General features: G+C 63.1%; 27 protein-coding genes and 1 tRNA gene. 19 read left to right on the top strand and 9 right to left on the bottom strand.

The annotated features are described in order from the left end of the window. Positions 1 to 23: 23 nt before the first annotated feature. From K5607_RS08225 to K5607_RS08215, 3 genes are read left to right on the top strand one after another with little or no spacing between them, the layout of a single operon-like run. Positions 24 to 974, top strand: a complete 951-nt coding sequence (locus tag K5607_RS08225) for a lysylphosphatidylglycerol synthase transmembrane domain-containing protein (RefSeq protein ID WP_054772584.1) — start codon at positions 24 to 26, stop codon at positions 972 to 974. Beyond that, positions 967 to 2,040 carry a hypothetical protein gene (locus tag K5607_RS08220; RefSeq protein ID WP_221048776.1) on the top strand — a complete coding sequence of 358 codons (1,074 nt, stop codon included), beginning with the start codon at positions 967 to 969 and terminating at the stop codon, positions 2,038 to 2,040. The genes K5607_RS08225 and K5607_RS08220 overlap by 8 nt, the downstream gene beginning before the upstream one ends. Before the next feature lie 52 nt (positions 2,041 to 2,092). After that, complete coding sequence (locus tag K5607_RS08215) at positions 2,093 to 3,316, top strand: hypothetical protein (protein WP_054772586.1); 1,224 nt, start codon at positions 2,093 to 2,095, stop codon at positions 3,314 to 3,316. Positions 3,317 to 3,369: 53 nt separating this feature from the next. Here the strand turns inward: K5607_RS08215 and pgeF are convergent, their stop codons facing one another. Then, the gene (pgeF, locus tag K5607_RS08210; RefSeq protein WP_221048775.1) at positions 3,370 to 4,146 is read right to left on the bottom strand and encodes a peptidoglycan editing factor PgeF; all 777 of its coding nucleotides are present in this window, start codon (positions 4,144 to 4,146) and stop codon (positions 3,370 to 3,372) included. Beyond that, positions 4,143 to 4,895 (bottom strand): TetR/AcrR family transcriptional regulator, encoded by a 753-nt coding sequence (locus tag K5607_RS08205; RefSeq protein ID WP_221048774.1) that lies wholly within the window; start codon positions 4,893 to 4,895, stop codon positions 4,143 to 4,145. Before K5607_RS08205 ends, pgeF begins: the two co-directional genes overlap by 4 nt. 209 nt (positions 4,896 to 5,104) lie before the next feature. On the opposite strand from K5607_RS08205, the gene K5607_RS08200 reads away from it, so the two are divergent. The 11 genes from K5607_RS08200 to K5607_RS08150 all read left to right on the top strand — a co-directional run bounded on the left by K5607_RS08200 (position 5,105) and on the right by K5607_RS08150 (position 13,577). After that, positions 5,105 to 5,629, top strand: coding sequence for a DUF2380 domain-containing protein (locus tag K5607_RS08200; protein WP_054774401.1), 525 nt, complete (start codon positions 5,105 to 5,107; stop codon positions 5,627 to 5,629). A gap of 57 nt (positions 5,630 to 5,686) precedes the next feature. Beyond that, a complete protein-coding gene (locus tag K5607_RS08195; RefSeq protein WP_221048773.1) occupies positions 5,687 to 6,670 on the top strand; it encodes an MBL fold metallo-hydrolase in 984 nt (327 codons plus the stop codon). A 22-nt stretch (positions 6,671 to 6,692) separates the two neighbouring features. Then, complete coding sequence (locus K5607_RS08190) at positions 6,693 to 7,175, top strand: cupin domain-containing protein (protein ID WP_054774400.1); 483 nt, start codon at positions 6,693 to 6,695, stop codon at positions 7,173 to 7,175. 23 nt (positions 7,176 to 7,198) lie between these two features. Then, on the top strand, positions 7,199 to 7,480 hold the full coding sequence (locus tag K5607_RS08185) for an antibiotic biosynthesis monooxygenase (protein WP_054774399.1): 282 nt from the start codon (positions 7,199 to 7,201) through the stop codon (positions 7,478 to 7,480). Between the two features lie 318 nt (positions 7,481 to 7,798). Beyond that, positions 7,799 to 8,281 (top strand): MSMEG_0572/Sll0783 family nitrogen starvation response protein, encoded by a 483-nt coding sequence (locus tag K5607_RS08180; protein WP_054774816.1) that lies wholly within the window; start codon positions 7,799 to 7,801, stop codon positions 8,279 to 8,281. Positions 8,282 to 8,334: 53 nt separating this feature from the next. Continuing rightward, positions 8,335 to 9,345, top strand: a complete 1,011-nt coding sequence (locus K5607_RS08175; protein ID WP_221048772.1) for a Nit6803 family nitrilase — start codon at positions 8,335 to 8,337, stop codon at positions 9,343 to 9,345. Next, complete coding sequence (locus tag K5607_RS08170) at positions 9,323 to 10,435, top strand: MSMEG_0568 family radical SAM protein (RefSeq protein ID WP_221048771.1); 1,113 nt, start codon at positions 9,323 to 9,325, stop codon at positions 10,433 to 10,435. Before K5607_RS08175 ends, K5607_RS08170 begins: the two co-directional genes overlap by 23 nt. A gap of 1 nt (position 10,436) precedes the next feature. Further along, positions 10,437 to 10,979 carry an MSMEG_0567/Sll0786 family nitrogen starvation N-acetyltransferase gene (locus tag K5607_RS08165; protein ID WP_054775119.1) on the top strand — a complete coding sequence of 181 codons (543 nt, stop codon included), beginning with the start codon at positions 10,437 to 10,439 and terminating at the stop codon, positions 10,977 to 10,979. Further along, positions 10,976 to 11,962: a sll0787 family AIR synthase-like protein gene (locus tag K5607_RS08160; protein WP_221048770.1), complete on the top strand. Its 987-nt coding sequence runs from the start codon at positions 10,976 to 10,978 to the stop codon at positions 11,960 to 11,962. Before K5607_RS08165 ends, K5607_RS08160 begins: the two co-directional genes overlap by 4 nt. A 3-nt stretch (positions 11,963 to 11,965) precedes the next feature. Further along, positions 11,966 to 12,253 carry an MSMEG_0570 family nitrogen starvation response protein gene (locus tag K5607_RS08155; protein WP_221048769.1) on the top strand — a complete coding sequence of 96 codons (288 nt, stop codon included), beginning with the start codon at positions 11,966 to 11,968 and terminating at the stop codon, positions 12,251 to 12,253. Between the two features lie 61 nt (positions 12,254 to 12,314). Continuing rightward, entirely contained in the window at positions 12,315 to 13,577 is a 1,263-nt protein-coding gene (locus K5607_RS08150; RefSeq protein ID WP_221048768.1) for an MSMEG_0569 family flavin-dependent oxidoreductase, read from the top strand. Positions 13,578 to 13,591: 14 nt separating this feature from the next. Here K5607_RS08150 and K5607_RS08145 read toward each other — a convergent pair whose 3' ends face one another. Together K5607_RS08145 and K5607_RS08140 are read right to left on the bottom strand one after the other, a co-directional pair. Continuing rightward, the gene (locus K5607_RS08145; protein ID WP_221048767.1) at positions 13,592 to 14,224 is read right to left on the bottom strand and encodes a pyridoxamine 5'-phosphate oxidase family protein; all 633 of its coding nucleotides are present in this window, start codon (positions 14,222 to 14,224) and stop codon (positions 13,592 to 13,594) included. 27 nt (positions 14,225 to 14,251) lie between these two features. After that, positions 14,252 to 14,818, bottom strand: a complete 567-nt coding sequence (locus K5607_RS08140) for a TetR/AcrR family transcriptional regulator (RefSeq protein ID WP_221048766.1) — start codon at positions 14,816 to 14,818, stop codon at positions 14,252 to 14,254. 129 nt (positions 14,819 to 14,947) lie between these two features. Here K5607_RS08140 and K5607_RS08135 point away from each other — a divergent pair, with 129 nt between their 5' ends. Then, the gene (locus K5607_RS08135; protein WP_221048765.1) at positions 14,948 to 15,334 is read left to right on the top strand and encodes a hypothetical protein; all 387 of its coding nucleotides are present in this window, start codon (positions 14,948 to 14,950) and stop codon (positions 15,332 to 15,334) included. 64 nt (positions 15,335 to 15,398) lie between these two features. Then, on the top strand, positions 15,399 to 15,764 hold the full coding sequence (locus K5607_RS08130; RefSeq protein WP_054774041.1) for a group I truncated hemoglobin: 366 nt from the start codon (positions 15,399 to 15,401) through the stop codon (positions 15,762 to 15,764). Between the two features lie 61 nt (positions 15,765 to 15,825). Here the strand turns inward: K5607_RS08130 and K5607_RS08125 are convergent, their stop codons facing one another. After that, positions 15,826 to 17,247, bottom strand: coding sequence for an aminotransferase-like domain-containing protein (locus K5607_RS08125; protein WP_221048764.1), 1,422 nt, complete (start codon positions 17,245 to 17,247; stop codon positions 15,826 to 15,828). Between the two features lie 240 nt (positions 17,248 to 17,487). On the opposite strand from K5607_RS08125, the gene K5607_RS08120 reads away from it, so the two are divergent. Beyond that, positions 17,488 to 17,574: transfer RNA gene (locus K5607_RS08120), tRNA-Leu, on the top strand. Between the two features lie 345 nt (positions 17,575 to 17,919). On the opposite strand, the gene K5607_RS08115 is transcribed toward K5607_RS08120, so the two are convergent. The 4 genes from K5607_RS08115 to K5607_RS08100 all read right to left on the bottom strand — a co-directional run bounded on the left by K5607_RS08115 (position 17,920) and on the right by K5607_RS08100 (position 21,843). Then, positions 17,920 to 19,104, bottom strand: a complete 1,185-nt coding sequence (locus K5607_RS08115; protein WP_221048763.1) for a methyl-accepting chemotaxis protein — start codon at positions 19,102 to 19,104, stop codon at positions 17,920 to 17,922. Between the two features lie 6 nt (positions 19,105 to 19,110). Next, entirely contained in the window at positions 19,111 to 19,476 is a 366-nt protein-coding gene (locus K5607_RS08110; protein ID WP_221048762.1) for an STAS domain-containing protein, read from the bottom strand. A gap of 264 nt (positions 19,477 to 19,740) precedes the next feature. After that, positions 19,741 to 21,270 carry a bifunctional GNAT family N-acetyltransferase/carbon-nitrogen hydrolase family protein gene (locus tag K5607_RS08105; protein ID WP_054774611.1) on the bottom strand — a complete coding sequence of 510 codons (1,530 nt, stop codon included), beginning with the start codon at positions 21,268 to 21,270 and terminating at the stop codon, positions 19,741 to 19,743. A 291-nt stretch (positions 21,271 to 21,561) separates the two neighbouring features. After that, positions 21,562 to 21,843 carry a DUF2934 domain-containing protein gene (locus tag K5607_RS08100; protein ID WP_221048761.1) on the bottom strand — a complete coding sequence of 94 codons (282 nt, stop codon included), beginning with the start codon at positions 21,841 to 21,843 and terminating at the stop codon, positions 21,562 to 21,564. Between the two features lie 122 nt (positions 21,844 to 21,965). On the opposite strand from K5607_RS08100, the gene K5607_RS08095 reads away from it, so the two are divergent. Both K5607_RS08095 and K5607_RS08090 read left to right on the top strand, forming a co-directional pair. Then, positions 21,966 to 22,475 (top strand): hypothetical protein, encoded by a 510-nt coding sequence (locus K5607_RS08095; RefSeq protein WP_221048760.1) that lies wholly within the window; start codon positions 21,966 to 21,968, stop codon positions 22,473 to 22,475. Continuing rightward, a complete protein-coding gene (locus K5607_RS08090) occupies positions 22,472 to 23,881 on the top strand; it encodes a DcaP family trimeric outer membrane transporter (protein ID WP_221048759.1) in 1,410 nt (469 codons plus the stop codon). Before K5607_RS08095 ends, K5607_RS08090 begins: the two co-directional genes overlap by 4 nt. Positions 23,882 to 23,902: the final 21 nt, after the last annotated feature.

Here is a 23,902-nt window from a genome sequence, read left to right as displayed (position 1 = left end):
ACCGCTAAGATATGAGATCAAACATGACCAAGGGAGACCGCGCCACAGGAATCAAGAAAAAAATCGCTTTCCTGATAAAGCTGGCTATTTCAATAACGCTGCTATTTTGGCTATTCACCAAGTTTGATCTGCAGGCGCATCAATTTACGCCGAAAGAGCCTATGTGGTTGATTGTTGGAATTGTCGCAACATTGATTCAGCCGGCCATCATGGGAGAACGCTGGCGTATTATTTTATCCGCGTACGATTTGAAAACCGCCCTATCGACGCTGGTGAAAATCACCTATCTTTCCGTTTTTATGGGGCAATTTTTGCCGGCATCCATCGGAGGAGACGCCATTCGCGTGGTCATGATTAAGCGATGCGGCGTTCGCCTTACGTTGGGCGCGGTCAGCACGGTTATCGATAGAGGTTTCGCTTTAATTGCGCTGTTTTTCCTTGTCCCCCTGGCCTTTGTAAACGACATTAAGGAATTCCAAAACACGGAAACCCAAATTATCGCCGCGTCGCTGACCTTTCTAATGTTGGTCTCGCCGCTCGTGCTCGCCTACATGGCGCCGTTCTTTGAAAGAAAGGCTCACCATCGCCGGTGGATACGACCGATTGCGTACATTGCCTCCGGCATGAAACACCTCATTTGCAGCCCGCTAAAGATTTTTTCGGTCCTGTCCATTTCCCTGGCCGTTCATTTGCTCTCGGCCGTTGCGTTATGGTCCGTCATGATGGGCCTCGGTTCGGAAATCAGTTTTTGGCTCGGATTAACCATTTTTCCCGCGATTATTTTGGCGCAAATGCTTCCTGTATCGTTGGGAGGCTGGGGGGTAAGAGAGGTCGCGGCGATCTCCGTCCTCGGCATGGTGGGGGTCAACCCCCAAGTTGCGCTCACCTCTTCGGTCATGCTGGGTATTTTTTACGCATTAGCCAGCCTTCCTGGCGCTTGGTACGCATTTCAGTGGCACAAAATCGATGCCTGACGCTCCTTTTAGGCTTGTAGTCGATTTATCCGCTCACGGATACGGACACCTAGGCCAGTCGGCCCCTTGGCTTAATGCGCTGGTTCGCAACAATCCTCGGCTTGAAATGGTTGTTCGATCCGAGCTGCCTCGGAGCAAGCTCGGTGAACGGCTGAATTTCGACTTCGACCACCGCCCCCTGGAAACGGACGCCACGATTTTTTTACGCGACGGTTTCGAGATCGATTGGCGGAAAACCAAGCAGGCGTTTCACGACTTGATGGATAACTTCGATGCGCACGTCGATGCGGAAATCGAAAGGCTGGCGTCCCTGCAAGCGAATGCGTTAATTTCGAATACCGGCTTTGTTGCAATCGCGGCAGCGAATGCGCTGGAGATTCCGTCGGTGGTAGCCAGTTCGTTGAATTGGGCCGATATTTTCTCCTATCACGCCGACGGCTCCGCTTACGATGCGGAGCACATCGGCTTGGCGAGAAATGCTTATAAAAGGGCCTCCTCATACGTTGCGATAACGCCAGGAATCCTGCCCGAATGGCACCCGAGGGTTCAGCCCATCGGTCCGATTTCCGCCGTGGGCCAAAACCGCCGTGCGCAAATCGCCCAGGTGCTCGGTATAGATGAAACGGCCGCCTGGGTCGTCTATGCCTTCGGCCGGGACGTTCCCGCCGCGCCAGCCTCGCCCCCGCACAACCGCAATTTTGTCTTATTTACGCCCGACGCCTGGGATTTACCTCACGGCATTAAAATCGGTGCAGTACCCTTCGATTTTATAGACATCGTCGCCAGCTCCGATATTGTCATTTCAAAGCCCGGTTATGGAATTATCAGCGAAGCCTGCTGCCACGACAAGAAACTGGTATTGCTGACGCGGGAAGGCTGGGCCGAAACCGACGCCTTGGTCGACTGGACCAAGAATATCGGCTTGCTTTACGGCCAATACGGCTGTTTGGACGAAATTCCGCTAGAAAACGTTGCGACATGGAAGCCGGACAGTCAAAAAGTCACAAGCCTCCATTTAGCCGGCGCTCACGCCACCCAGGTTATCGAGAATGCTATTTATGCATAGTGCGCAGATAAGCAATAACGACCGTTGCCGAACGGTGGCGGGTTGGCTTTCCATGGCGGCGCTGCTGTTACTGTTCTGGGGCTTGCGAATTTATTATTGGCATCAGATCGACGAACCGCCGTTTTCCGATTTGGAAGACTATGTCAAATTGGGCTCGGGGGTAGCAAGGAGCTTCGACTTTTCGTTCGATAGCTTCTGGCGCAGCTATAAACCCCCCACCATCCCGCTTTTCCACGGCTTGGTTTTCTTTCTTTTCGGGGATGCCAACCTCGACGCGCTGCGCTACGCGCAAGGCCTGTTTGTTTTCGGCTCGGCGGGGTTTCTGGCTCGGGAGATCTACATCGCCAGCGCGTCCAAGCCGCTGGCTTTTTCGTTCCTCCTAATCGTTGCCGTCGCCAAATCGTCGGTCTTCTGGAGCTACAAGGCCGGAACGGAATCACTGGCGGAAGGATTCCTATACCTGGTGCTGGGCGTCTCTCTCTGGGCGCAGCGGGCGCCCGCGGTTTGTCAGGCCTATTTCGCTCTCGGCGCGCTATCGGTCGCGGCCATACTGGCCCGCCCCAACTTCGTGCCATTCCTATTTCTGCTTTCGATACTGCCGTTGGTTAAAGCCTGGAAGTCGTCGCCATCCAGCTTTTCCAAATGCCTGTCGGCCTATATTCTGGCCATTGTTCTGGCTTGGTCGCCTTGGATCACGAGAAACTACCGGATCTACGGCGATTTCTTGCCGCTGTCCACGCAAGGCCCCTATTCGTTTATCTGGGAATTGGGCAAAGTTGCAATACCAGGGGCAGGGCCGGAGGAGAAAATGGACGTCAACGAGATTCAAGCGATGGCGTCCCATCGCTTTAAAAGCGACTTGGAAGCATCGAGATTCGCCAATCAAGTATCGGCTTTATGGCTTAGGGAACACGCCAAAGAATATCCGCGTATCGTCGTCAACAGAATACTGAACCAGGTCAACGACCGGGACGTGCATTTAACCAAGGTCTCGCGAATCGAATTGTTTGACGGCTTTATCCCGTTGCTGGACAAAAATCGCTGGAATGTTTGGTCCGGCTTTCTCGGTATCGCGATTATGGCGTTGCGCTACCCCTGGGCTATTCAGCTGCTCCTTGGCGTAGTGCCCACCTTTGTTTTTGGCGCGCTTTTCCTTGGGTATGCCAGGATGCTGGAGCCCATACTTCCCATGGTGCTTTCCGGAAACATCATGCTGGTTTACGTCCTGTCGCAAGGGGCGAAATCGCTGATGAAGCATCGCCTGCCAGGCGCCTAATCGACCGGGATAGCTCCCCGGCCGCTTTTGCCGTCGACCGCGTCCGGCGCGCCCTACCGAGGCGAGGCCAACCAGATTAAGCTGGCCATGCGCCCTGTGACCGGCTCACGGCGGTAGGAATAAAACCGTTCGCCGTCGCTGTAAGTGCACAAGCCGCCGCCGTAGACGCGGGTGACACCCGCTGCCGCCAAATCCAGCCGCGCCAGGGCGTATAAATCGGCCAGCCATTTTCCCTGCCCTTTCGGAGAAAAGGCCGCGTCGGCCCCGGACAAACGGGCCAGGAACGCTTCGCGCACTTCGCCGCCCACTTCGAAAGCGCCGGGACCGATGGCCGGCCCCAGCCAGGCGATGATTTCGCGGGTGTTTGCGGGAAAGCCGGCGGGCTCCCTCGACGCGACGGGAGCGGAGAGCGCTTGCGCCGTTCGGCGCAACACGCCCGCCGCCAACCCTTTCCAGCCGGCATGGGCGGCCGCCACCCGGGTGCCGGCCACATCGCAGAACAGCACCGGCAGGCAATCGGCGGTCAGGACGGCACAAACCGTCCCGGCTTCGTCGGTGAAACTGGCGTCGGCGCGGCGGCTTTCGGAACGGCCGGCATCGACGGCGGCATCGCCGTGCACCTGCTCCAACCAAGCCGGCTCGGCCGGCAGATCCAGGCGCTCCCGCAACCGGCGGCGGTTCTCCGCCACATGGGCGGGATCGTCGTTCACGTGGGCGGCGAGATTGAAAGCGGCGTAGGGACCGACGCTGACACCGCCCGAGCGGGTGGTAACCGCGGCCCGCACATTGGCCGGCGCCGGCCAGTCGGGAATGATGAACGAATCGGTCATGACGCCTGCTCCCCTTCCCGTCCGGCCAGCCGCGCCACTTCTTGCGGGAACACCTCGCGGCCGATGCGTTCCGCCACGGCGGCGAAATCGTGTTGCGACGACAGCGGTCGCCACCCCAAGCCGTCCAACAGGGCGCGCAATACCGTCCGCACGGTGCTTTCTCGATTGCCGATGCCCATGGCGCCATAGCCGAAGTTGTAGTTTTCCATCATCAACTCGCCGTAGTGCACAGCCCAGAAGCCGTAAACCAGATCCTGCGGACGCATGTCCCGGGGCAGGCTCAAATCGCCGGCGGCGATGGCTTCGTCCACCACCACGACCACCCGGTCCAGCACCTCTTTCAGCAGCGCGTTGTGGGCGGCGTGGTTGTCCGCGGAGATTTTGTCGCGCACCCCGGCGGATTTCACCGTGTAGCTGGCCTCGTACTCCACCGGATAGAGCCGGGCGTAATAATCGTGCCCCAGGTGAAAAGCCTGCAGCCGCTCGCGGCTGTTGCCGCGGAACGCCAACGCGCGGTCGAAAAACTCCCCCCAAATACGCAGGCCCCGCATGCACAGTTGCATCAGCACCTCCTCCTTGCACTGAAAGTGCTGGTAGATGGTGCCCTTGGAGTATTCCATCGCTTCGGCGATGCGATCCATGCCCAGATTGGCGAAACCGTGTTCGGCGATAAGCCGGGCCGCCACGTCCAGGATCAACTCGTGCCTGACTTTGAGTTCGCGTTGCTTGCGGGTGATTGCTTCGGCCATTTTGACGTTAAGGATAGTTTTTGACGCGGCGTCATTTTTTGTGATTCAATCCGTTTCATTGTGACACAGGACGCCGCCCGCCCGCAGCCGCCAAGGCGATACCGGGGTTTGCAGCGCGATGGGTTGGACCGAACGCGCCCCGGCTCGCCCGCATCGAGCGGCGGCATCCGGTCGTCGCCAAATCGCTAACGTGAAGAAGGAAAGTCGCCATGCCCCTCCTGAAAAACCCGCTCGGACCGGTCCTCGCCCTGCTCTTGCTCGTTTCCCTCTCCGCCGGGGCCGACACGCCCATCGCCGTGTTGGATTTCGAGCTACACGACATCACCTCCAACCCCGGCGTTGCCGAAGAGGTACGAAGAACCGCTTCGCTCAAGCCTTTGCTGGAAAGCAGCCTGTCCGGCAAAAACGGCTACCGTATCGTTGCCGTGGACGCCGATGTCCAAAGGGCCGCCAGCCACGGCTTCGGGTATTTGTGGGATCACCCCGACGAAGCGGCGCTGCTGGGCAAATCCCTGGGCAGCCGGTTCGTGATCGTGGGGCGGGTCAGCAAGCCCAGTTTCCTGTTCGTCCACTTCACCGCCCGCGTCGTCGACGTGCAGACCGGCCGCCTCGTGGAAGAGTTCGTGGTGGAGGTCAAAGGCCAGCAACAGAACTTCAGCGGCAAAGGCGTTGAAAACTTGGCGCGGCAAATCGACGCGAAACTGCAAACGGTCGCCCGAGCCCGGCCTGATTGAGCGCTCGCCGTTTTACAATGCCTCCGAACTAAACCTCTGTAACTTAAGGGACTAAACATGACCCACTTTCTCCGGCGCATCTTGGCCGTCGCCTTGCTCGCACTCGCCCCCCTCGCCCAAGCGGACGCCCCGCAAGCGCAAACCCAGGTGCCCGGCTATTACCGCGCCCAACTCGGCCGGTTTGAAATCACGGCGCTTTTCGATGGCGCCATCGAATTGGACAGCAAGGTACTAAAGGACGCCGCAGCCGCCGATCTGCAACGCCTGCTGTCGCGCATGTTCGTCGGCAACCCCAAAATGCAAACGGCGGTAAACGCCTATTTGATCAATACCGGCAATCACCTGGTGCTGGTCGATACCGGCGCCGCCAAGCTGTTCGGCCCTTCGCTGGGCTTTGTGTTGCAAAACATGAAGGCCGCCGGTTATGAACCCGCCCAAGTGGACACCGTGGTCATCACCCATCTGCACGCCGACCACGTGGGCGGGCTGAACGACGCCGACGGCCGACCGCTATTCGGCAACGCCAAAATTTTCGTTTCCCAAGCGGACAGCGACTTCTGGCTGTCGCAACAGGTCGCCGACAACGCGCCGGCCGAAGTCCAGCCATTTTTCAAAATGGCGCGCGACAACGCCGCGCCTTATGTGGCCAGCGGGCAGTGGACCACGTTCACGCCCGGTAGCGAACTGGTGCCGGGCGTGACGTCGGTCAAAGCCGACGGCCATACGCCGGGCCACACCGCCTATGCGGTCGAATCCGACGGCCAAAAGCTGCTGATTTGGGGCGACCTGGTGCACGCCCACGCCGTGCAGTTCGCCAAACCAGGAGTTTCCGTCGAATTCGACATCGACCAGAAACAAGCTATCGCCACCCGGCTCCGCATCATGAAAGCGATGGCGGCGAGCAAATCCCTGGTGGCCGGCATGCACCTGCCGTTTCCCGGAATCGGCCACGTCCGTGCGGACGGCAAAGACCGTTACAGCTGGGTGCCGATCGAGTTCACCCCGTTGGCCAAGCCGGCCGACGCCGCGAAAACGCCGTGAAAGCCACCCGCCAAGGAGCGCCATGAACAATCAAGATCGTCCTCCCATCGCCGTGGTGGCGGAACAAGCGGCCCCGCGCACCAAACCGTCGATTTATCCCGCGCCCTTCGCGTCCCTCATGGCGGGCCGGGAAAAACGCCCCCTCGGCGATTTGTTCGGGCTGGCCAATTTCGGCGTGAACCTGACGACGTTGTCGCCCGACGCCGTTTCCGCGCTGCGCCACGCCCACTCCACACAAGACGAATTCGTCTACATCCTGCGCGGCCATCCCGTGCTGATCACCGATGCGGGAGAGACGCAGCTTGCGCCCGGCATGTGCGCCGGATTCAAGGCGGGCACGGGCGACGCCCACCGCTTGCTCAATCGTACCGATGAAGACGTGCAGTACCTGGAGGTGGGCGATCGCAGCGCCGGGGATTCGGTCGTCTATCCCGACGACGACATGCAAGCCGACTTCGTCGACGGGAAATGGCGCTTTTCCCACAAGGACGGCTCGCCCTATTAAGCCCCCTCGACCAAGGAATCGCTATGCAATACGTTTTAATCATGCACGAAGTCGCGGACTATCCGGCATGGAAAAGCATTTTCGACCAAGCGGCCGGCATCCGAAAAAGCGCCGGCGAAATCAGTTACCAATTGCTGCGGCACGAGCACGACGCCGACAACATCATCCATTTTTCCGCATGGTCTTCGCTGGAGGACGCCCGGCGCTTCTTCGAGTCTCCTGAACTGGCGGAAATCCGCCGCAAGGCCGGCGTCAAGGCCCCGGACTTCCGCTATTTGCGCGAAATCGAAAGCGGCGTTCTGTAACGGGCCAACCGGCGGCGGCCATCCCCGGCCGCCTGTGCCGGCCCGCACCGCCCTCCCTATCTCCCCGTCCACGCCCCAGCCGGCCGCCCCTCCCTTCGCGTCCATTCACCATAACAGTTGCCCGGTTTTTCCGGCATAACAGATGCGCTCGAGCGGCATCTGTACCGCTAAAAAGCCTAGATACCTGAATCTGTCGGCGTCCGCGTCTCGCTCTTAAAGTAGTTCCCGTCAATCACTCCCCCGATTGGCAGTCACGACGTTCCCCGTGCCGCCCATTGCGGCGCGGGGTTTTTTCGAACGATTTGCGAGGTGCTCTCCATGCCCAACGTTGAAAAACCGGCTCACGCCAAAGGCGATTTTTTTGTCGATTACGAGGAAAAAGTCTTCGAAGACGTCAAAGCCCAGCCGGGTGAAAAAGCCCTGGTGAAATTCCACACCGTGGCCTTCGAAGGCTCCATCGGCTTCGTCAACCTGTTGCAGGCGACCCGCCTGCAGCGCAAGGGTTTCGAAACCTCGATCCTGCTGTATGGGCCGGGCGTCACCCTGGGGCTGCAACGCGGCTTTCCGCGCCTGGGCGACGAAGCCTTTCCCGGCCACCAAAACTACGCCAACCAGATCGCCAAGTTCATCGCCGAGGGCGGCAAGGTATACGCCTGCCGCTTCGCGTTGCAAGCCCTCTACGGCCACGGCGAACCCAGCCTGCTGGAAGGCATCCGGCCCGTCAGCCCCCTCGACGTGCTGGATCTCATGTTGATCCACCGCCGCGAAAACGCCTTCGTTTTGGACACCTGGACCTTGTAAGCCCCATCCCCCAGCCGCCGGCTCCCCGGCGGCGAGCGAGAGGAGAACAGACTGTGACATCGAAAAGAATCGTCAGGGCCGCCGCGGTACAGATATCGCCGGAGTTCGGCCCTTCCGACGGCACCGTCGCCAAGGTTTGCCAGGCCATCGCCGACGCGGCGGCGCGCGGTGCGCAACTCGCGGTGTTTCCGGAAACCTTCGTGCCCTACTACCCCTATTTTTCCTTCGTATTGCCGCCGGTGGCGGCTGGCCGCGAACACCTGAAACTGTACGAGCGAGCCCCGACGGTGCCGGGCCCCGCCGTGGACGCGGTGGCCGCGCAAGCCAAGGCCCACGGCGTAGTAGTGGTATTGGGGGTCAACGAGCGCGACCACGGCAGCCTCTACAACACCCAGCTGATTTTCGACGAAACCGGCCGACTGGCCCTGAAGCGCCGCAAAATCACCCCCACTTACCACGAACGCATGATCTGGGGCCAAGGCGACGCCGCCGGCCTGAAAGTGGTCGACACCGGCATCGGCCGCATCGGCGCCCTGGCTTGCTGGGAACACTACAACCCCTTGGCCCGCTACGCCTTGATGGCGCAGCACGAAGAAATTCACTGCAGCCAGTTTCCCGGTTCGCTGGTCGGGCCGATCTTCGCCGAACAGATGGAAGTCACCATTCGCCACCACGCCCTGGAATCGGGCTGCTTCGTGGTCAACGCCACCGGCTGGCTGAGCGAAGAGCAAATCGCCTCGGTCAGCACCGATCCCGCCCTGCAAAAATCCCTGCGGGGCGGCTGCTGCACGGCGATCGTCTCGCCGGAAGGCCAGCACTTGGCGGAGCCGTTGCGGGCGGGCGAAGGCATCGTCGTCGCCGACCTGGACATGAGCTTGATCACCAAGCGCAAGCGCATGATGGACTCGGTCGGCCACTACGCCCGGCCGGAATTGCTGAGCTTGAGAATCAACCGGCAGGCCGCCGCCCCCCTGTTCAGCGATCCGCCCGGCGCCGATGCGGCGGCGCTGTTTTCCCAACCGATCCCCGAGGGCGAACGCCATGAACCGACCGATGCCCGCTGAATTCCCCACGGCGGGGCTCGTCGCCGAACTGCAATCGCTGGGCTTGCGCCTGGAAGGCGAGCCGGCCGGCGTGCAGGGCCGGCGCGGCGGCGCCGGCCCTTCGGATCACAAGGCCGTGACGCTGGCCGACCGCACCGTGATGATTCCCGTCGCCACCGCGCCAGCCGCCGCATCGCCCTTCGTCGCCGGCCCGCCCGACGCGCAAGGCTCCGCCGTGATCCGCCGCGACGGCGTCGCCGTCGCCCACATCACCTTTCCGCGCCAGCCGCGTTTCTACGATTTAGCCACCGCCGACGGCGTGCCCTACTCCCATATCGCCACCTTGCACGGCGCCGACGTGCTGGCGACCACCGTGCTGCAATCCTGCATCCGCTACGGCAACCGCAAGACCACCTGCCAGTTCTGCGCCATCGGCCAATCCCTGGCCGCCGGCAAAACCATCCTGCGCAAAACGCCGCAACAACTGGCCGAGGTGGCCCGCGCCGCCGTGACGCTGGACGGCGTCAAACACATGGTGATGACCACCGGCACGCCCAATCTCGCCGACCGGGGCGCGGCCATCCTGTGCGAAAGCGCCGCGGCGGTGAAAGCCGCCGTGGACCTGCCGATCCAGGGCCAATGCGAGCCGCCGGACGACGCCGCCTGGTTCGCGCGCATGAAAGCCGCCGGCATCGACAGCCTGGGAATGCACCTGGAAGCCGTCACCCCGGACGTGCGCGCCCGCATCATGCCGGGCAAGGCCGGCATCCCCCTGGCACGCTACATGGACGCCTTCGACGCGGCGGTGGCGGTGTTCGGCCGCGGCGAAGTCAGCACCTACATCCTGGCCGGCCTGGGAGACAGCGCCGAGGCGATCCTGACCGTCTGCGAGCGATTGATAGACCAAGGCGTGTATCCCTTCGTGGCGCCGTTCGTGCCCATCGCCGGCACACCGCTGAAACGCCACCCGCCCCCGGAGCCGCAGTTCATGCAAGCGATCCTGCCGCGCCTGGGGGCGATGCTGAAGCGGGCGGGCTTGCGCTCGGCCGACACGACGGCGGGCTGCGCCAAGTGCGGCGCTTGCTCGGCCCTGGCCGGCTACGAGGTGTGACATGCTGAACGAACCCATGGGACGATTTTTCCCCAGCGAGTACCGCGTCAAATGGGCGACCCAGGACTGGGAGCTCCGGCAAATGTGGGCTTTGCGGCAAGCCGTGTTCTGCGAGGAACAAGGGGTTTTCCAGGGCGACGACCGGGACGGCGTCGATGCCGTCGCCACCCCCATCGTCGCCGTCGCCTGCCTGGGTGGAATACCCGACCGGGTGGTCGGCACTGTGCGCATCCATCAAGCCGAGCCCGGCGTATGGTGGGGCTCGCGCCTGGCGGTGGACTTGGACTACCGCAGGCAGGGCAACCTGGGCGCGGCGCTGATCCGGCTGGCGGTATGCAGCGCGCATGCCCGCGGCTGCCGCACCTTCCTGGCCCAGGTGCAAAGCCGCAACGTGCCGCTGTTCCGGCGCTTGCACTGGTGCTCCCTAGAGGAAATCACCCTGCACGGCCGGCCCCATCATCTGATGCAAGCGGACTTGGACTGGTATCCGCCCTGCGCCGACGGCGCGGCCGGCCTGGTCGCAACCGGAAGGCTGGCGGCATGAGCGGCCTGACGCGCTTGACCGATGCCGTCCGCGACAGCGTGGGCTTGGCGCACAAACGCGATATCGCCGGGGTGATGGCGAGCCTGGCCCCGGCGGCGCAGCGGGCCGTGCCCCTGGGCGACGACTGCGCCGCCATCCCCGACGGCGACGGCTATCTGCTGTTGGCGACCGAAGGCTTCCTCAACGACTTCGTCGCCGCCCAGCCATGGTTCGCCGGCTATTGCGGCGTGATGGTCAACGTCAGCGACATCTACGCCATGGGCGGCCGGCCGACGGCCGTGGTGGACGCCGTCTGGAGCGACGGCGCGCGCCAAGCCGAGCCGGTGCTGGACGGGCTCGCCGCCGCGTCTCAGGTTTACGGCGTGCCGCTGGTCGGCGGCCACAGCAATCTGCGCGGCGACCGCCCGCAATTGGCGGTGTCCATCCTGGGCCGGGCCCGGCGGCTGTTGAGCAGTTTCGCCGCCGAACCCGGACAAACGCTGCTGGCGGCCATCGATTTGCGCGGCCGTTTCCGCGAACCCTATTTATGGTGGGACGCCAGCACCGGCGCCCCGCCCGAGCGCTTGCGGAGCGATCTGGAGCTGTTGCCGTCGCTGGCGGAGGACGGCCTGTGCGCCGCCGCCAAGGACATCAGCATGGCCGGCTTGGCCGGCACGGCGCTGATGCTGCTGGAGTGCTCCGGCCTGGGCGGCGTCATCGACGTGAACGCCGTGCCGCGCCCGCCGGAAATTCCCCTGGAACGCTGGCTGCGCTGCTTCCCCAGTTACGGCTTCGTCCTCAGCGTGGACCAGCGGCACGCCGAGGCCGTCGCCGCGCGCTTCGCCCGGCGGGGCATCGCTTGCGCCGCCGTGGGCCGCACCGACGGCAGCGGCCGCCTGCGCTTGAGCGACCGCGGCAGCGAAGCGCTGCTTTGGGATATCAACGCCGCGCCGCTGCTCGGCTGCGGCCCCACTCACTTAACCCCGACATCCCTTAGGAGGTGATCCATGCCGCAACTGCATTTCATCGTCCGCTGGCCGGACGGCTCCCGTAGCCGCTGTTACTCGCCGTCCACCGTCGTCAAGGATTACTTCAGCCCCGGCACGGCTTACGGCTTGGACGACTTCCTGGCCAAAAGCGAAGCCGCCCTGCGCTTGGCCAGCGAACGGGTGAAGCAAAAACACGGCTTCTATTGCAGCGGCGCCATGGACGAACTGGCGGCCATCCGCGCCGCCGCCGGCAAATTCGCCGCGTACGACAACCCCACGGTGTGGGTGGAAGGGTTCGAACCCTGACCGCCCGGCACCGCCCCCGGCACAACGCCGCAACAACGACAAAGACGCACGAGGCAACGACATGAACCAACCACATCCCAGCGAACACTACCCGGTCATCATCGTCGGCGGCGGCCAGGCCGGCCTGTCGATGAGCTACCAACTGCAAAAGCGGGACATCCGGCACATCGTTTTCGAGAAAAACCGCATCGGCCACTCCTGGCGCGCCGACCGCTGGGACAGCTTTTGCCTGGTGACGCCCAACTGGCAGTGCCGGCTGCCGGATTTCCCCTATCAGGGCGACGACCCCAAAGGCTTCATGCTCAAGGACGAAATCGTCGAATACATCGAAGCCTTCGCCCGCAAGGTCGACGCGCCCATCAAGCAGGGCGTGGCCGTTACCCGCGTGCGGCGCGGCAAACAGGACCGGCTGGAAATCCGCACCAGCGACGGCGACTACACCGCCGACCATGTGGTGGTGGCCACCGGCGGCTACGACATACCCATCGTGCCCGATTACGCCCACAGCCTGCCGCAACGCATCGCCCAGGTGCATTCGATGCATTACCGCAATCCCGGCCAACTGCCGCCCGGCGAAGTGCTGGTGGTGGGCTCCGGCCAATCCGGCGTGCAGATCATGGAAGACCTGCACCTGGCCGGCCGCAAAGTGCATCTGGCGGTGGGCAGCGCGCCCCGCTCGCCGCGCCTGTACCGCGGCCGCGAAACCACCGAATGGCTGTACGACCTGGGCTTTTACGACCTCACCGTCGACCGGCACCCGCTGGGCGACGAGGCGCGGCACAAGACCAACCATTACCTGACCGGACGCAACGGCGGCCACGAAATCGACCTGCGCCGCTTCGCCCTGGAAGGCGTGAAGCTTTACGGCAGCATGGCCGGCATCCAGGGCGCGCGGTTGGAATTCAAGCCGGACCTGCGCAAAAACCTGGACGAGGCCGACGAGGTTTACGCGCGGATACGCGCCGACATCGACAAGTACATCGCGGCCAACCGCATCGGCGCGCCGGAGGAAGCGCCGTTCCGCAAGGTCTGGGAACCGGAATCCGAGCCGCTGAGCGTGGACGCCGACGAGGCCGGCATCACCGCCATCGTTTGGGCCATCGGTTTCCGCCCGGACTACCGCTGGATCGAACTGCCCGTCTTCGACGGCCGCGGCCACCCGCAATTCCGGCGCGGCGTCACCGACGCGCCAGGGCTGTATTTCGTCGGCCTGCCCTGGCTCAACACCTGGGGGTCGGGGCGCTTCCTGGGCATCGCGGAAGACACCGAATACCTGGCCGCGACCATCGCCGAACGCTCGGCGTCCCAGCGCGCGGCGGCCTAAAGCCGGCCGAAGGCTCAGTCGCGATTGAGCGCCGCCGCGGCATCCTGGTCGCGGCCCGCCAGATGCGCGTCCTTCGGCGGCAACACGTCGGCCACGGCCTCCAGGCTTTTCCAGGCCGGCGGCGGCGTGTCGCAGCCCTGTTTCGGCACGAAGGGGGACTCCTCCACCAGGGCCATTTTGTGGATGTAGCGCGGGCAGTTGGGGAACATTTCCCGCAGCTTGACCCGCACCACCAGCTCCGCCTCCGGCCACAGCTCCCGCAACGCATCGTCGTCTTGGATCGACGCCTCGCCGTTCAAGCGCAGGCGCGCTTGGCGCTGGAAGTCCATGAACAGCAGGCTGACGTGGGGATTGGCCAGCACGTTGCCGGCGGAAAGGTACATGCCGTTGCCGTCGTAGAGCGGAAACGCGATGGTCGTTTCGTCCAGCACCCGCACCAAGCCGGCGCTGCCGCCTTTGTAGGAGCAATTCGGCCGCCCCTGCGGATCGACCGTGGCGAGGAAAAACATGTTCTGCTGCTCGATGAACCGCTGGTCCGCCTCGCTGATGACGTCGCTGACGATGAGCTCCACGGTGCGCTCGGCCAGCTGGCGGGTTTCGAATCGGTCCTGAAATCGACGGCTGCCGTCGTGAAAAAAGTCGCTCATTGCCGCTCCGTTTGAAGTGAATTGTGACTATCGAGGCAAAGCGGCGTCGATCAAAACCGCCGCCGCTCGCTTGGCCGCCGCCGCCGCGCCGGAGCCGCGCTTCATCTGCTCCGACACGATGGCGCCTTCCACCAGCAGTCCCAGCTGCAGCGCCAGACCGTGGGGATCTTCCGCGCCGCACAAGCCCGCCAGCCCGGCCATATAGGCGCGGAATTTGTCGTAGAACTCCGTGGAAACCCGGTGCACCGGATTGTTTTCCAGCGGAAATTCCGCCGAGGCGTTGATGAAGGCGCAGCCGCGGAATTCGGGGGCGTCCATCCATTCGCCGATCAGGTCGAACACCGCCAACAGCCTGTCGCGGGGATCGCCGGCGCGCGCTTCCAGCTGCTCGACGAACCAGCGGGTGAAGTCCTCGTCGCGCTTGCGCAGAAAGGCGATCACCAGGTCGTCCTTGGACGGAAAGTATTTGTAAAGGCTCATCTTGGTGGTGCCCGCCGCCTTGACGACGGCGTCGACACCGGTGGCCTTGATACCCTGGCTGTAAAAAAGCCCGGTAGCGGCGTCGAGAATCCGCTCTTTCAGGTTGCTGGCCATAAGGACTCACCCTTTCACGCTGTGTCGGCTTGCAACTATACCGACCGGTCAGTAACATTACAAACGGACTTACCGGTCGGTATAGCCATCACCGTTCGCAAACCAATAACAAACCAAAACGGAGCACCCATGGAAATCTTGTTGAAAGGCGCCGTCGTCATGATCGTCGCCGCGCTGGCAGCCGCTTGGCTAATGACCTTCGCGCGCTGGTTCCCCATCCAAGGCGTCGACGGCGGTTTCCTGAAAGACTACAAAACGATGATCCGGGCCCACGTGGACTACATCCTCATGGCGCTTCTGTGCCTGGGCTTATACGGCATCAAGATTCCCCTGTCCGTCACCGCCTGCTGGCTGGTGGTGATCGGCGGCTTCACCAATCCCACGGTGTTCACCATCGCCGCCTTCAAGCCGGACTTCTGGGAACACCGCTGGGCGCGGATGTATACCGCCGCGAGTTTCGCCGTTTCCACGGCGGGATTCCTATGGGTCAGCAAGGACATACTGGCGGCCGTATAAGCCGCGAGCGTAATCAACCGGCCGAACGCCGCCGGCGTTCGGCCTCCAAACGAAGGAGACCACCATGACCACGCTATACCATCGTCTCGGCGGCTACGACGCCATATCCGCCGTCGCCGAAAACCTGCTGCCGCGCCTGCAAGGCGATGCGCGCCTGGGCCGCTTTTGGGCGCACCGCGGCGAAGACGGCATCAACCGGGAAAAACAGCTCCTGGTCGATTTTCTCTGCGCCAGCAGCGGCGGCCCCATGTACTACACGGGGCGGGACATGAAAACCACCCACAAAGGCATGAAAATCGACGAGGCGGATTGGTCCGCCTTTTTCGCTCATCTCAACGCCACGCTGGACGCGTTTCAGCTGCCTCGGACCGAGCGCGACGAGGTGATCGCCTTCGTGCTTAGCCTCAAAGCGGACATCGTCGAAGCCTGACACCGCCCCAACCCAGTCCCGGCGGGACGCGCGAACAAGCGCGCCGCGCCGGCTCAGCCTGCTACGGCATCAGCGCCCTGACCATTTCCCCCAGTTTTTTCAGCGCCTTTTCCAAACGGTCCGACCAGGGCACGGCGCAGCTAAGGCGAATGAAATTGCCGTATTTCTTTTGCGTGGCGGAAAACAACGGGCCGGGCGCGACGATGATGCCTTCCAGGCTGGCGCGGCGGTGCAGTTCCATGGCGTCGACGCCTTGCGGCAACTCCACCCACAACGCGAATCCCCCTTCCGGCTGCGTCATGCGGGTGCCGTCGGGAAACAACAGGCTCACCGCCTTCACCATGCGGGCGACGTTGCGGGCGTATTCCTGCCGCACCTGGCGCAGGTAACGGTCGTAACCGCCCTGCTCCAGCAATTGGGCGACGATGAGCTGATTCAGGGTGGGCGTGGCCTGATGCTGCATGTATTTCAGATTTTCCACCTGCGCCATGTAACGCCCCGGCACCAGCCAACCGACGCGCAAGCCCGGCGCCAGGGTCTTGGCAAAGGACGAGCAATACAGCGCATTGCCCTGCCGGCTCCAGGCCTTGGCCACGGACGGACGCTTGGCGGCGAAGCCCAGGTCGCCGTATACGTCGTCCTCCACCAAGGGAATGTCGTGCTGTTCCAGCAAGGCCGCCAGCGCCTGCTTGCGTTCGTCCGGCATGCAGGAGCCCAGCGGATTGTTGTAATTGGGGATCAGCAGGCAGGCCTTGATCGGCCACTGCTCGATGGCCAACTGCAAAGCCTCCAGGGAAATGCCGTCGCGGGGATGGGTGGGAATTTCCAATGCCTGCATGCCGCAGGACTCGATCACTTGCAGCAAGCCGTAGAAGGTGGGCGACTCGATGGCGACCACGTCGCCCGGCTGGCACACCGCTCTCAGCGCCAGGCGCACCCCGTCCCGCGCGCCGTGGGTGATGACGATGTCGTCCGGCCCGGCGGCGCACTGTAGCGCCACCATGCGCTTGGCGATCTGTCGCCGCAGTTCTGGGTTGCCCAGCGGCTCCTCGGCATCGAAACAGCGCTTGCCGTGCAAACGCACTACGCTGTTGGCCGCTTGCTGCAATGCCCGCGTCGGGAAAAACTCCGGAAGCGGCACGGACGAGCCGAGATTGACCTGATAAGGGTCCTTGGCCGCGCGCAGAATCTGCCGCGTCAGCGACTGGCCGGTCACCCGGGAGGGAATCGCCGGCGGGTCCGACATGCCGGGCTCGGTGACGGCTTGCCGTTGAAAGCTGCCCACGTAATAGCCCGAACGCGCCCGCGCCTGAATGCGCCCCTGGTCTTCCAGCAAGCGGTAAGCCTCCAGGGCGGTCGAAACGCTCACGTTCAACTGCTGGCTCAAACGGCGCACGCCGGGCAGCCGTTCTCCCGGACGATACACGCCCTGCTCCATGCGGGCGGCGATTTCCTCCGCCACCGTTTCGTATAAATGTTTCATCGATTCCCAGCGGGCCGCCGCGCGAACAGTCGCGCCGGCGGCGAGCGCGATTCCGGTGTCATAAGGCCGCCGCCAGGCACGCAGGCGAAAAGGCGGCTCCCGGCGGAATTATTTCACGTTCCCGAGGCGCCAAGGGGCGCCGTTGCCATGCAACCACACATTGGTTGCCCGAAAACGACAAAACCCGCGACGACGGGCTAGCCTTTCGCGCCGATTTTGCTTTATACTAGGCGGACCAAAGCCGGGGTGGCGGAACTGGTAGACGCGCCAGACTCAAAATTTGGTGATGGTGACATCGTGCCGGTTCGATTCCGGCCCTCGGTACCAAATTGGAAGAAAAAGGCCTAGCGCAAAACGCTAGGCCTTTTTTGTTGCCCGCCGTTTTGCTTAGTGCCCGATTCGGGCCGCGCATTTTTGAGGCGTCGAAGAAACCGGCGGTTTCCCTGGTGCTCACTGCCTTGTCCCGCGCCGCCAGCGGCGCATCGAGACCGGCCACCGCGCCTTGAACACGACGATGGGCGGGTGAAAGGCAAGCATTGCGCTCCGCTCACACCTTGCTGGATGGCCTCTTCCTAACTCCCCCGGGCAGTCGGCAATCAAAGCTTGGCACCGGAGCTTTCGCCGCCGACAACGCTCTCATCGGCACCCTCCTCCAAACCACGCCCGACTCCGTCAAAACAGCTCGACGGCGCCGGTACTCATGGAGCCCTGGCCCACCCGATGCCGTTGCCGAAAGGAGGCGGCGTCCCAATCGCCGCGCGCCTGCGCCAGCCCGCTGTGCAGCCGATCCAAATCCGCCGGCCTGTCCGTCACCCCCTGCCAGCGCTGCGCCAGGGACTTGTGCAAGGCCGCCAGACGCTCGGCACTGGCGCCGACTTCCTCGCCCAATTGCCTGACAATGTCCTCGAACTGCAAGGAAACCAAGGTGTTGGACACATTGCCGGCGACGCTCGCGCTGATGTCGGAAATGTCTCGCAACACATCGCTGGAGTATTGATTGAGCGCCTCCATTTCCTCCAGCATCTCGTCGACCCGCGCCTTGGCTTTGAGCGCCAGGCTCATATCCTTGGCAGCGATGGCGCCCACCACCTCCCGCGTTTCGTTGGTAATCGCGCGGGTAATGTTCACCTGTTCGCGGATGCGTTCGTTGAATTGATTGGAGCGATTAGAGAGGCTGCGGATTTCATCGGCCACCACGGAAAAGCCCCGTCCCGCCTCGCCCGCGCGCGCCGCTTCTATGGCGGCATTTAACGCCAGCAAATTGGTTTGATCGGCGATCGACTTAATATCGGCGACGAAGGCGTTTATCTTTTCCATTTCATCCGCCATATCGTCGATTTTATGCACCGTCTTAATACTCTTTTCGCTGATCTCGACGATCAGGTCGATGAAGTATTCCAGTATTTCCGACATTTCCACCGGAAACGGCTTGGGATTTTCCCCGCCGGCCGAAGCCAGGGACTTTTTTCCGGCGATGATTTGGGCCAAATTCATGGCATGGCCGTGCTGGCGGGAGGTGGCGGTTTCAATCTCTTGGAAACTGCCCATCAGCAACTGCAGCGCCTCGGCAACGATGCGCCCGATCCGCGCCATTTTGTCGGCCACCGTGGCCGACTCCTCGGCCGCGGCATGGTGCAGTTGCTGCAAGGCCGCCGCCGTCTGCTCCCACGGAACCACCGCCGACGGTTCCGGCGGGGCCGCAACGAAGCGGAACTCCCGGCGGGCCAGCAGCCATCCGACGGCCGACCCCGACAACGCCGCAGCGAGCGGAACGGCGACCGGCGCCGCCGGTTGCAGCCAACGGCCCACCACCGCCGCCGCCGACAGCGCCAGCCAAAACAGCGCTAGAGCACGCATAACGCTTCAAACGGCGAAACAAAGCGACCGATCTTCGCTACGCTCGCCCGGCGCGTCCAAACCGGCGATTTCGAAAAATTGCCCGAATCGGGCAATGCGCAAAATTTCCAGCACCTCGGAACCGCACTGGATCAGGGCGATGGCGCGGCGGTCCTCGCCCGCATGGCGATAGAGCAGCATCAGCATGCCCAAAGCGGCGCTATCGATACAGTCGATGCCGCCGAGATCGATCACATACCGGCGGTAACGCCGAACGTGGCAGGCGGCCCTGAATTCCCGCTGCAGGCGAAAATCGAAACGCGAATGGACGCGGACGAACAAAGTATTTTTATCCGCGCTTTCGAATTTGCTGATCCGGCCGATAAAACCCATGGCATTCTCCCGTGTCGCACTGTTATTTTCCCTAGGGATTGTAGGCCATTTATTATTACCGCCAGGTAAACGTTCCGTGACGGAACGGTGACGATGACAAACGGTGGAATTCCGCGCCGCTTAGGCGATGTGGTTTCGCCGGCCGGTGTTCGCTTGGATTAGCGCTTCACGATACTTTCACTTTCCTTGCGTGCCGCCGGAACCCGGCAACGACGACGTGTTCCAGATGTTGCAAGAATAGGAGGACCGATCGCGCGGCGCCGGTCAGTGCCAATCCAGGCGGTAGAGATCCAAGCGGCGGTTCGCCAGGTTGCACGACGCGCCGCGGCTGCGCACTTGCCGCAGCAATTCCAGATTGACGTCGGCCAACAGGGTCATCTCCGTGTTGGGCGTCGCTTCGGCCAGTATCGCGTCGTGGGGGAAGGAAAAATCGCTGGGGCTGAAAATGGCCGCTTGGGAATACTGGATGTCCATGTTTTCCGCGTGGGGCAGATTGCCCACGCTGCCGCCGATGGCGACGAAGCATTCGTTTTCGATGGCGCGAGCGTGGGAGCAGTAGCGCACCCGCTGGTAGGCGTTCTTGGTGTCGGTCCAGAACGGCACGAACAGGATTTGCGCGCCCTGGATGGTGGCCAGGCGCGCCAGCTCAGGAAACTCCGAGTCGTAACAAATCAAGACGGCGATTTTGCCGCAGTCGGTATCGAACACCTTGAGCGCGTCGCCGCCCTTGACGCCCCAGCAGCTCACTTCGTCCGGGGTGACGTGGATTTTGTACTGCGCCTCGAACGTGCCGTCGCGCCGCAGTAGCCAGGACACGTTGTACAGCTCGTGGGCGCTGTATTCCGGCAACGAGCCGGCGACGATGTTGATGTTGTAGGACATGGCCATGTTCAGCAGGCCGTTGCGGATTTCCTTGCTGAAGCCGGCCAGGGCGCGAATGGCGTCGGCCGGGCGCTTGTCGTTGAAAAGGCCCATGAGCGGCGCGCTCATGTATTCCGGGAACAGCACGAAGTCTGCGTTGTAGCCGGCCACCGCGTCGATGAAGAATTCGGCGTGCTGCAATAGTTCCGGCACGCTGCCGAGGGTGCGCATTTGCCACTGCACCACGCCCAGGCGGATGACGTTCTTCGGCCCGCCCAGAGACGGGCCGTGCTCCACATAGTCCAGATTGACCCACTCCAGCAAGGTGGCGTAACCGTGGGACTCGGCGTCCACCGGCAAATAGCCGGTCAGCACTTTCCTGACGTGAAAGCCGTTGGCCAATTGGAACGACAGCACCGGATCGAACAATTCCCGGCTTTTCACCTGCTCGATGTACTGCACCGGCGTCAAGGACTCGGCGTGCTTGGCGTAGCCCGGAATGCGTCCTCCGGCAATAAACCGCCGAATGTTGAGGTTGCGGCACAGCTCCTTGCGGGCGTCGTACAGCCGGCGGCCCAGCCGCAGGCCGCGATGTTTGGGATGAACGAATATGTCCACGCCGTACAAGGTGTCGCCGTTGGGATCGTGATGGGTCAAATGGCCTTCGCCGGTGATCTGCGCATAGGTGTGGGTATCGCCGAAACGGGCGTAATCCACGATCATGCTGAACGAGGCGGCCACCAGCACGCCGTTGTCCTCGATGCCGATTTGTCCCTGCGGGAAACGGGTCACCTGGGAGGTGTATTGCTCCTTGCTCCAAGCGCCGCCGAGGTTGCCGTAGACATGATTCATCAAATCGGCGACTTGGCCGTAATCGTCCAGGGTCAGGTTGCGCAACAACAGTTTGTGTTTCTTGGCTTTATCTTTCTTCACGCCTGCCGCCTTCCGGCACCGACGCGGCGCCTGGCTCGAGTTTCGAATGCCCGTCGCCCGCTACGGGGCGCTGAATCGGCGACGGACGGAACGGCCGAGACGCGCGTCGGCGGCCGATGTCCCATTGTGGGCAGCAATTGTGATGATTCGATGACGGTGTGCGTTTTGCCCGTCGGTCGCGGCGGAAATCCGCGGCAGCGCCGGACCGTGGGAACGGCGCCCGCAAAAAAGGCCTGCGAACGCGGTTCGCAGGCCTTCAGGCTTGGCGGGCGGCGCTCGCGCCGGCCCCGTTTAAGCGGATTTGGACAGCATCTGCGCGATTTGCCCTTCGGCTTCCGCCCAATAGGCTTTCGGGTCGCCGGCGAAGCCGTTGCGCTGGGCGATGTAGTACGCGGCGACCTCGGTCATTTTGTAGCGTTCTTCGGCGCTCATCGCCTGCTGCGCGGCGGCGGGCGCGGCCTTAGGCTTGGCGGCCCGCTTGGCGGCGGGGGCCTTGGGCTTGGGAGCGGCGGATTCGGCGCTGGTCTTGGTTGCGGCTTTCTTGGCCGCCGGTTTGGTTTTTGCTTCAGCCATGGAATTTCCTTTGGAAGTACAGGTGTCGGGTTTGATTATAGACTTCTATGCTATGCACGACGGCGCCGCCGCGCGCCGGCCGCCCCGCCAACCCGCAAAATCCGATTAACGCGCCAACCGATATGTTCCGTCCCCATAAACGCCCCCTTGCCGTCCATCCCGCCGCCGGCGCGCTGCTGGCCGCGATTTGCCTGTTGAGCGCCGGCTGCGCCCCAACCCCAGGGCAGCGCCAAAGCGCCGACGCGCCCCGCCACGGGCTGCACGAGGAGCGCCTGCGCCAGTTGATGCAGGAAATGAACGCCTTGATGTTCGAACGCTATTTAACCCAGCCGGACATCGACCGCCAGCGCCGCTCAAAGGCGCGGGAAATCGCCGCCGCCGCGGCCGCCATGGCCGATACGTTGAAGGAGATCCAGCTGTCGCGGACCCGCTTGCCCCTCAACGCCACGGAGCACACCTTGTTCGCCACGCTGACCGATCGTCTGAGCCAGCAAATCCAGCAAATGCGCCAACAGGCGGAAAGCGGCCAGACGGAATCCTTGCCCCAAATCCGCGAAGACATGCGGGCGACCTGCGCTGCTTGCCATCTGTTGTTCCGCGACAACCGCCCCCTCGCCGAGACTGTCCCATGACGGCACGCCGGCTGTCGTTGCTGTTGCTGGCGATGGGCCAGGCCGCATCGGCCCACGCGGACGACGAGGAACTGAAGCGCACGGTGGAGTTGCTCAAGGCGGAGGTCCAGCGCCTGGCCGGCCGGGTGGGAGATTTGGAAGAGCAACTGCAACGCCAGCGGCGGGACGCGGCGAGGGGCGAAAGCGGCGCGCCCGCGAGCTTGTCGCCCCTCGCCGCCGACGCCGCCGCCAAGGGCGCGACCGCCCCAGCGGCGCCGCCCGCCGGCGCCGGAAACGGCTATACCATCCCCGGCACCGATACTTCGCTGACCCTGGGCGGCTTCGTCAAGCTCGACGCCATTTACAACAGCGTCAGCGCGGGCGCCGCCAACATCGGCGACCAGCAGCTCATCGCCGGCGCCATCCCCCTAAACGGCCAAGGGGAACGGAACCAAGTCACTTTCCACGGGAAAGGCAGCCGGCTTTGGCTCAAAGCGCTGACTCCCACCCGCTTGGGCGACTTGACCAGCTATTTCGAAATGGAGTTTTTCTCCACCCAGGCGCCCGGCGAGGAACGCACCACCAACGCCTACAGTCCCAGCCTGCGCCATGCCTACGGCAGCCTGGGCCGCTTCCTGGCCGGCCAGACCTGGAGTACGTTCTTGAACGCCAACGCGCTGCCGGAACTCAACGACTCCGGCGGCTCGGTGGGACGCATCTACACCCGCCAACCCTTGATCCGCTGGACCCAGCCCTTCGACGGCGGCGACTGGCAAGTCGCGCTGGAGAATCCCGAAACCACGCTGACCGGCGCCAACGGCGGCCGCATCGTGCCGGACGACGACCGCTACCCGGACTTGGTCGGCAAAGTGGGCTGGCGCGGCGATTGGGGCGATGTGTCGGTGGCCGGTTTGACCCGGCAAATCCGCCAAGACGGCGGCTGCCAGGGCAGCCCGGCCGGCAGCGGCTGCAACGCGCCGGCCACGCAAGCGAGTTCCGCCTGGGGTGGCGCGGTCAGCGTGGGCGGACGCCTGAAGACGCTGGGGCAGGACAACCTCCGCTTTATGCTCAACTACGGCAACGTCTTGGGGCGTTATACCGCCACCAATTTGTTCAACGACGGCGTATTAAGCAACGACGGCCGCATCCGTTTGACGCCATCGTATAGCGGCTTCGTCGCCTATCAGCACTGGTGGAACGAGCAGTGGCGCTCGACGCTGGTCTACGGCGCGGCCTACGCCGACTATGCCGGCCAGACGCCGGCCAACGCCAACCGCATGGCTCAATCGGTCCACGCCAACCTGCTGTGGAGCCCGCTGCTGAAAACCACCTTCGGCCTGGAATACATCTACGCCACCCGGGAAATCGTCAGCGGCCAGGAGGGAACCTTGCAGCGGCTGCAATTCATGGCCAACTACAATTTTTAACCATGTCCACCTCCGGTCTAG

Origin of the sequence: Methylogaea oryzae (assembly GCF_019669985.1) — a bacterium.
Classification (GTDB): Bacteria; Pseudomonadota; Gammaproteobacteria; order Methylococcales; family Methylococcaceae; genus Methylogaea; species Methylogaea oryzae.
Note: the sequence above shows the minus strand (reverse complement) of the source record. Positions and strands in the feature narration are given on the sequence as shown.